The organism is Algibacter sp. L3A6, from assembly GCF_009796825.1.
Classification (GTDB): domain Bacteria; phylum Bacteroidota; class Bacteroidia; order Flavobacteriales; family Flavobacteriaceae; genus Algibacter.
Genome location: NZ_CP047030.1, coordinates 2393857 through 2400000, shown reverse-complemented (window position 1 = coordinate 2400000; position 6144 = coordinate 2393857). Strand labels below are relative to the sequence as shown.

The window sequence follows — 6144 nt, the reverse complement described above, 5'->3', positions numbered from 1 at the left end:
ATCCATACACGGGTAGAACTCAAACTATTTCGATGAATGCCAATGAAGAAATTGCTATTGGTTTACAAAGTGCCCCGCAAATGGCACAGCAGCATGGGGGCCTACATGAAAACAATCAATATCAAGCATTGGTTGATAACGTTGGAAACAAATTAATAAATAATAGCATTGCAAGGGAAACACCTTACAAATATGAATTTCATTTACTTGCCGACCCAAACACAATTAACGCATTTGCTCTTCCAGGTGGTCAAATATTTATTACATACGCTTTGTTTTCTCAATTAGAAAATGAAGATCAGTTAGCTGGTGTTCTAGGTCATGAGGTTGGTCACGTTCTTGGGCGCCATAGTGCAGAACGTATTGCTGAGAGTGAATATTGGCAGGGCTTAACCACTGCCGGCTCTGTAGGTGCAGACATGGGAGGCCTAGTTAGTGGTATTGGACAAAACACATTACTTACAAACGGGCGTGATGATGAACTTGAAAGTGATGAATTAGGTGTCCGCTTTATGCTAAAAGCAGGTTACAATCCTGAAGAAATGATTGGCGTTATGGAAATATTGAAAGCTGCTGCGGGACCAAATCGTGTTCCAGAGTTTAAAAGCACACACCCTGACCCAGATAATAGAATTGAAAAAATTAGAGAAGCTATTGAAAAATATAAAGGTTTATAGTCGTTTAATTTTATAGACTACTTTTACAAAAAAAAAGACTGCCTTTCGAGCAGTCTTTTTTTTGTTTTGATTTATTTATATTTTAGTATTCGCGGTATTCACCAGCCCCAATATTGAAGGTTAATGAAAAACGTAATGTATTTTCTAAAGGACTCTGAACTTTAGAAGCTGAGAATAGATAAGATAAATCTATGTTTACCACATTGGCCTTAAATCCTGCTCCTAGTGCAAAAAACTTTCTAGCTCCTTTTTCTTCACTTTCGTTAAAGTACCCTGTTCTGAATGCAAAAGAATCTTGATATACATATTCTGCTCCTAATGAATATGTAAACTCTTTAATTTCTTCACTAAATCCACCTGGTGCATCTCCAAAAGATTGAAACATACCTGCTAAAAATCCAACATCTTGAGATTGCCCTTCGTAAATAACATTTGATGCTCTTAAATCTCCTAGAGTATCTACATCCTCATCATACTGGCCGTTTCCATTTTCATCAGTATAATTATATTCATCACCTAACCTTGGAGGTGTTGGCACCAATAATTTAGCAACTTCTGCTGTTACTGCTATTTTATTATAATCATCGAATATAAAATCGAAACCTGCACCTAAACGCAAGTTAGTAGGTTGAAAATTTTCGACTCCACCTTCCTCGTAAGAGAATTTAGGTCCGATGTTTTGAATGGTAAATCCCATTCTCCATCTTCCATTAAAATCAGCGTAAGCTTCTTCTTCACCTTGATAAAAACCAGAAATATCTACTCCAAACGTACTTGCAGCTGTAGCATCGCCACCTAAACCACTTAGCTTTAAATCGGATCTCATGTAACGCATAGCAACAGACATGGCAAATTCTGGAGATAAACGTAAAGCATATGATGCATCTAACGTAAACTCATTGGGTCTTTGTATTAAAGCATTCACAAATTCGTTTTCACGGAATTCAATATCTCCCAAAGAGAAATATTTTAAACTGGCTGCAAAAGCACTACGATCATCAATACGATTAAAATATGTTAAGTTTCCTAAAAAAATATCATTAACTAACTTACTTAAGTATGGCGTATAACTAACACCTACTCCTGATTTAGTTTCTGAAAAAGCATACTTAGCAGGATTCCATTGTTGAGAAAAAGCATCTACAGAAGTTGCAACTCCCATATCTCCCATAGCTGCTGCACGCGCATCTGAAGTAATTAATAAAAAAGGAACGCCTGTTGTAATAACTCTAGAATCATTTGTGTTTGGTATAATTACAGTAGTTTCTTGAGCATTCATTTTTACAACAAAAACGAATGATAATAATAAGAGTACTTTAGTTTTCATGAATTAATATTTAGTTGCAATATATATTTTTTTATAGAATTACTAGCTTTTCAATCTTTTCTACCGTTTTGTTTAACAGGTTGGAATGGACTTTTAATTTGTAAATATAAACACCTTTACCAATTTTATCACCAAAATCGTCACGACCATCCCAAACAATATCTCTAGATAGCGAACTTGTAACATTAAAACCGGTAGCTGTTTGTCCGTTTAATGTTCGAACCAATTTTCCGGAAACGGTGAATATCTGTATAGAAACGTCTAAAGGAGCCGAACTATTGTGATTAAACCAAAATTCTGTATAATTAACAAAGGGATTTGGGTAATTCAATACATTATTAATAACCAAAGCCTCATCTTTATCATAAACAATAAACTGAATTTCTGATACAGCAGAATTATTATACACATCCCAAGCTTTTAGCGTTAACGTGTGCAAACCAGGTTCTAAATCCCTAAACGGGTAACTCAAAATTCCTGTTTTATAATCGTCTACACCTGTTTGGTAATAATCGTTAAGCACAACCGGATTTGTTTCATCACCATCAAGTATGGCAACAATATCATGACCAACACCACTAGCTGTATTTATACCATTTTCATCTTCCATTATAGCCAATAACGTTGGCGACTCGTTGGTAATACCTCCGGATACAAAGTTTTCATCATTCATATATAAAGAAATAACCGGTCCTGTATTATCTACCGGAGCATCTTCATTTAAACCTCCTATTTTAACTGTACCAATACTTGCTCCAGCTTGATTACTTTCTAAGGCTTCATCTTTAGAGTAAAAACTCACCTTCCCTACTCCAACAGGAATACCAACATCTTTTGGCACAATAAAATCGAATTCAAATTCACCATTTGTAACAGAGGCTTGTCCTCTAAAAATGATTTCGCCTAACGTTAAAAAATCTAATTTCACAAGTTCTCCATTCAGTCGTGTACCATCATTTGCTAAAGTTTGACGCTCTATATTTTTATCATAAATAGTTGTAGATACTGTACCATTATAATTACTTAATAAATTACCAGATAAATCGGTTACCTCACCAGCCATTTTTACATAACTTAAAGCTTTTAATGTATCGGTTACTTGCGCTAAAGGCACATCGTTAATTTTAGTTAAGTTTATATTAGGTTCTGCAAAAGCAAGTTTCATGGCCGGATCACCTATAAAAAAGACTAAACGCCTTTGGCTCGAATTAGATATTGCAGGGTTGTTTTTTGTTAGCCTTAATGCTTCGGCCATAGAAGGATATTCGTTGTCTTGAAATGTGTCATCGTCTGAATACGAAAACAAATATTGACCTAAATTATTATTAAAATTAATAGCGAACGACACAAAGATTTGTCGTGTGGTAGATATTAATCCAATGGCGCCAGAATCTTCATTCCAGTAAGTTACTTCACCGGCTGTTTCTTTATAAGGGTTATCAAACTTAGTATACTCACAAGTTACAGTTACAAAACAATTGAGTTTTCCGAAGTTACGAAACTCCTTAATTTCTTCTTGAAACAACAAATGCTCTTGCGCCAACCCATTTTCTCCACCATGCCCAAAGTAGTTTACAACTAAAGCGCCTTTATCAATAGCATCTATAATTTCTGAAGTTACACGAGGATATCTATCTCCTCCTGCTGTTGTTTCTTGTTGAAAAGCATCGGAGTGAATTTTTATAACATTCAAAAATGGTTTTTCTTCGGTAATTAAATTCCCGATATTATCTGTGGTTTGTTGCAATACGCCTTCCCAATCTAAATCCACATCATCTGAAATCACAACCACATTATTCCGCCATGTACCTAAAGCTTCTTTTATATAGTAAGATTCTATTTTATCGACCATTTGATTTGCACGTTCTGGTGTGTCGGCAAGAATTCGACCAACGGCAATATCTAATTTATCACTAGAAATCATGGTTCCTTCATTTTCATCCATCATTCCGTAGAAATCATCAGACACAAAAGAATTTGTCAAATTCAAACTTTCATAAGAATACCAGGAAGGCATCACGTTTGTATTATTAGGTATACGATCTTTATAATCGAAAGATCCATCGCCAAACAAACATAGATATTTTATTCTATTTTCAGGAGTACTGGCATTATCGTAAACATACTTTACCAAATTTCTTATCGCTCCAATATCTTGGTTTCCGGTACTGAATTCATTATAAATTTCGGTTAACCCTAAAACTTTTACATTCAAACCATATTGATCTGTGTTAATTTGAGCTAAGCGATTGGCCTGACTTAACATATTATCTGGTGCAACAATAATATAATCTATATCTTGAAACTCATTTTGATTGTTTAAAAATATAGTCCCTTTTATATTCTGATTAGTTAAAGTCGTTTTCCCATCAAATTTAGGCTCATAATAATCCGATGGTGTCACGGCTACATAGGTTTTTAAAACTCCTAAATTAGAGGTGAACGTAAAATTATCTTCGGCTGTACTATTTTCGGCATTAGTGACATTATAAATATCAGTAACATCCCAAACTTCGGAAATTTCAGAAGCATTTTCAATGGTATATCTACCTACACCAGAAGCCGATTCTACAGCTTTATTTTTAAAATGAAACTGAGGTTTTATAAATTTTAATGCCCTAGTCGCTTCAATAGAAATATAATCTAAATATCCGAGCGCACTAGGATCGCCTTGATTGTTATAACTCAATTTAATATCAACTTCTGCAGAACTCACAGAAGTATTAGTGATATAAAACCTATCATTACCAAGTGTTGGATCGTCTGCTCCCGGTAAAACTAACGTCGACAACTCATTACCATTAACAGCAATTGCCATTGAAGTTGGCTCTGATGAAATTGTAGCTACATAAACCTTTAAAGCAACAGGTGTTGATGTTACAATTTCAGGAAACTCAAATTTGAAATTCTGTTCTGCTTCCACATCAAAACGCTCACCAAACCAACGACGGCCAAGTAAAGCGATATTTTCATTATCATATTCATGATACTGATAATCCTGAAACGTATTAATCTCTAAATCTACCGAACCTGCTGGTTGTGTAAACTGTGAAATACGCTTTCCAATACCAGAACCTGTATTGATATAGTAATATGTTTTATCACTATAGCAGTTTATATTTGTATTGCTTTCTTGGTTAAACTGTTTCGGACCTTGCCCATAGAACAAAATATAATCGGAATCGTTAAAAACACCATCTTCTTCCCCTACAAACTTTACAGCATTCTCGACAACATCAAAAGGATAATCTTCATTATTAGAAAAAGGAATCATCCGTCCGCCGTTTCCAAAAATCCTAATAGTTCGAGGATCTACATTATTTACATTAACGCCCAAGCGTTTGATAAAGGATTTTGATAATTTAAAAACACCCGTTGTATCAATATAAAAGCGAAACCAATCTCCTTTATCTAAAACAGAATTAGAAATCACTTTTGTTCCTGAAGTTTTATTTAAATTGGCGCTTCTTCTCGATGTTCCGTTTGAATAATTAACTTGAAACTGAGTAACTTTTTTGTAAATTCCATTATCATATATAATAGGAGACAATTGCAACATAGCATATTGTTTCCCTCTTGCTATAGAGTTTCTTAAAGTATAGGTTAACTTTTTAGGAATTTTATTAATTGGTAAACCTTTTAATTCTGCTAAAGAGATATTTGCATAACTCACTTTAGATATAACTACAGATTCTTCGTTGACAGAAGAAGCAACTTCCCATTGAGAAACAAACTGAAGCCCTGAATCAAAATCGAAATCACAGACTTCTTCATTAAAAAAAGGAATTTCAATACTATAAGAACCTCCTGAAATTGTTTGAGATGCCTGCCAATTGAGAGTAAACGTCTTTTGCTGAGCAAATACAGTAATAGAGGTTAGGAATATAAATAGGAATAAATTCTTTTTCATCGTTAAAATAACGTCTTTAGCTTTGAGTTAGTATTAAAAACGTAATAATTTCTAAAACATCAACAAAAATACGATAATAAATTAGCAAAACATTCGTTTATACAACACAATCGAACAAAAGAAGGCGCTCATAACACCACAAAACATCGATGTAACGCTTAAAAAACAGGACAAAACACCTCTTTTTTTGGTTAAAATGTAAAAAATAGCTTGTTGTGTAAGGTTTAATT

General features: G+C 34.1%; 3 protein-coding genes (1 of these 3 only partly in view). 1 reads left to right on the top strand and 2 read right to left on the bottom strand.

All coding sequences use genetic code 11. The features are described 5' to 3' along the window. On the top strand, positions 1 to 677 hold the 3' portion of the coding sequence (locus tag GQR98_RS10060; RefSeq protein WP_159019383.1) for a M48 family metalloprotease. Its footprint begins 91 nt before the window's first position; 677 of the gene's 768 nt are visible here — the last part of the coding sequence; its start codon lies off the left edge, out of view; it ends in the stop codon at positions 675 to 677. 82 nt (positions 678 to 759) lie between these two features. Here GQR98_RS10060 and porV read toward each other — a convergent pair whose 3' ends face one another. Then, a complete protein-coding gene (porV, locus tag GQR98_RS10055; protein ID WP_159019382.1) occupies positions 760 to 2004 on the bottom strand; it encodes a type IX secretion system outer membrane channel protein PorV in 1245 nt (414 codons plus the stop codon). Positions 2005 to 2035: 31 nt separating this feature from the next. After that, positions 2036 to 5914 (bottom strand): type IX secretion system sortase PorU, encoded by a 3879-nt coding sequence (gene porU / locus GQR98_RS10050; RefSeq protein ID WP_159019381.1) that lies wholly within the window; start codon positions 5912 to 5914, stop codon positions 2036 to 2038. Positions 5915 to 6144: the final 230 nt, after the last annotated feature.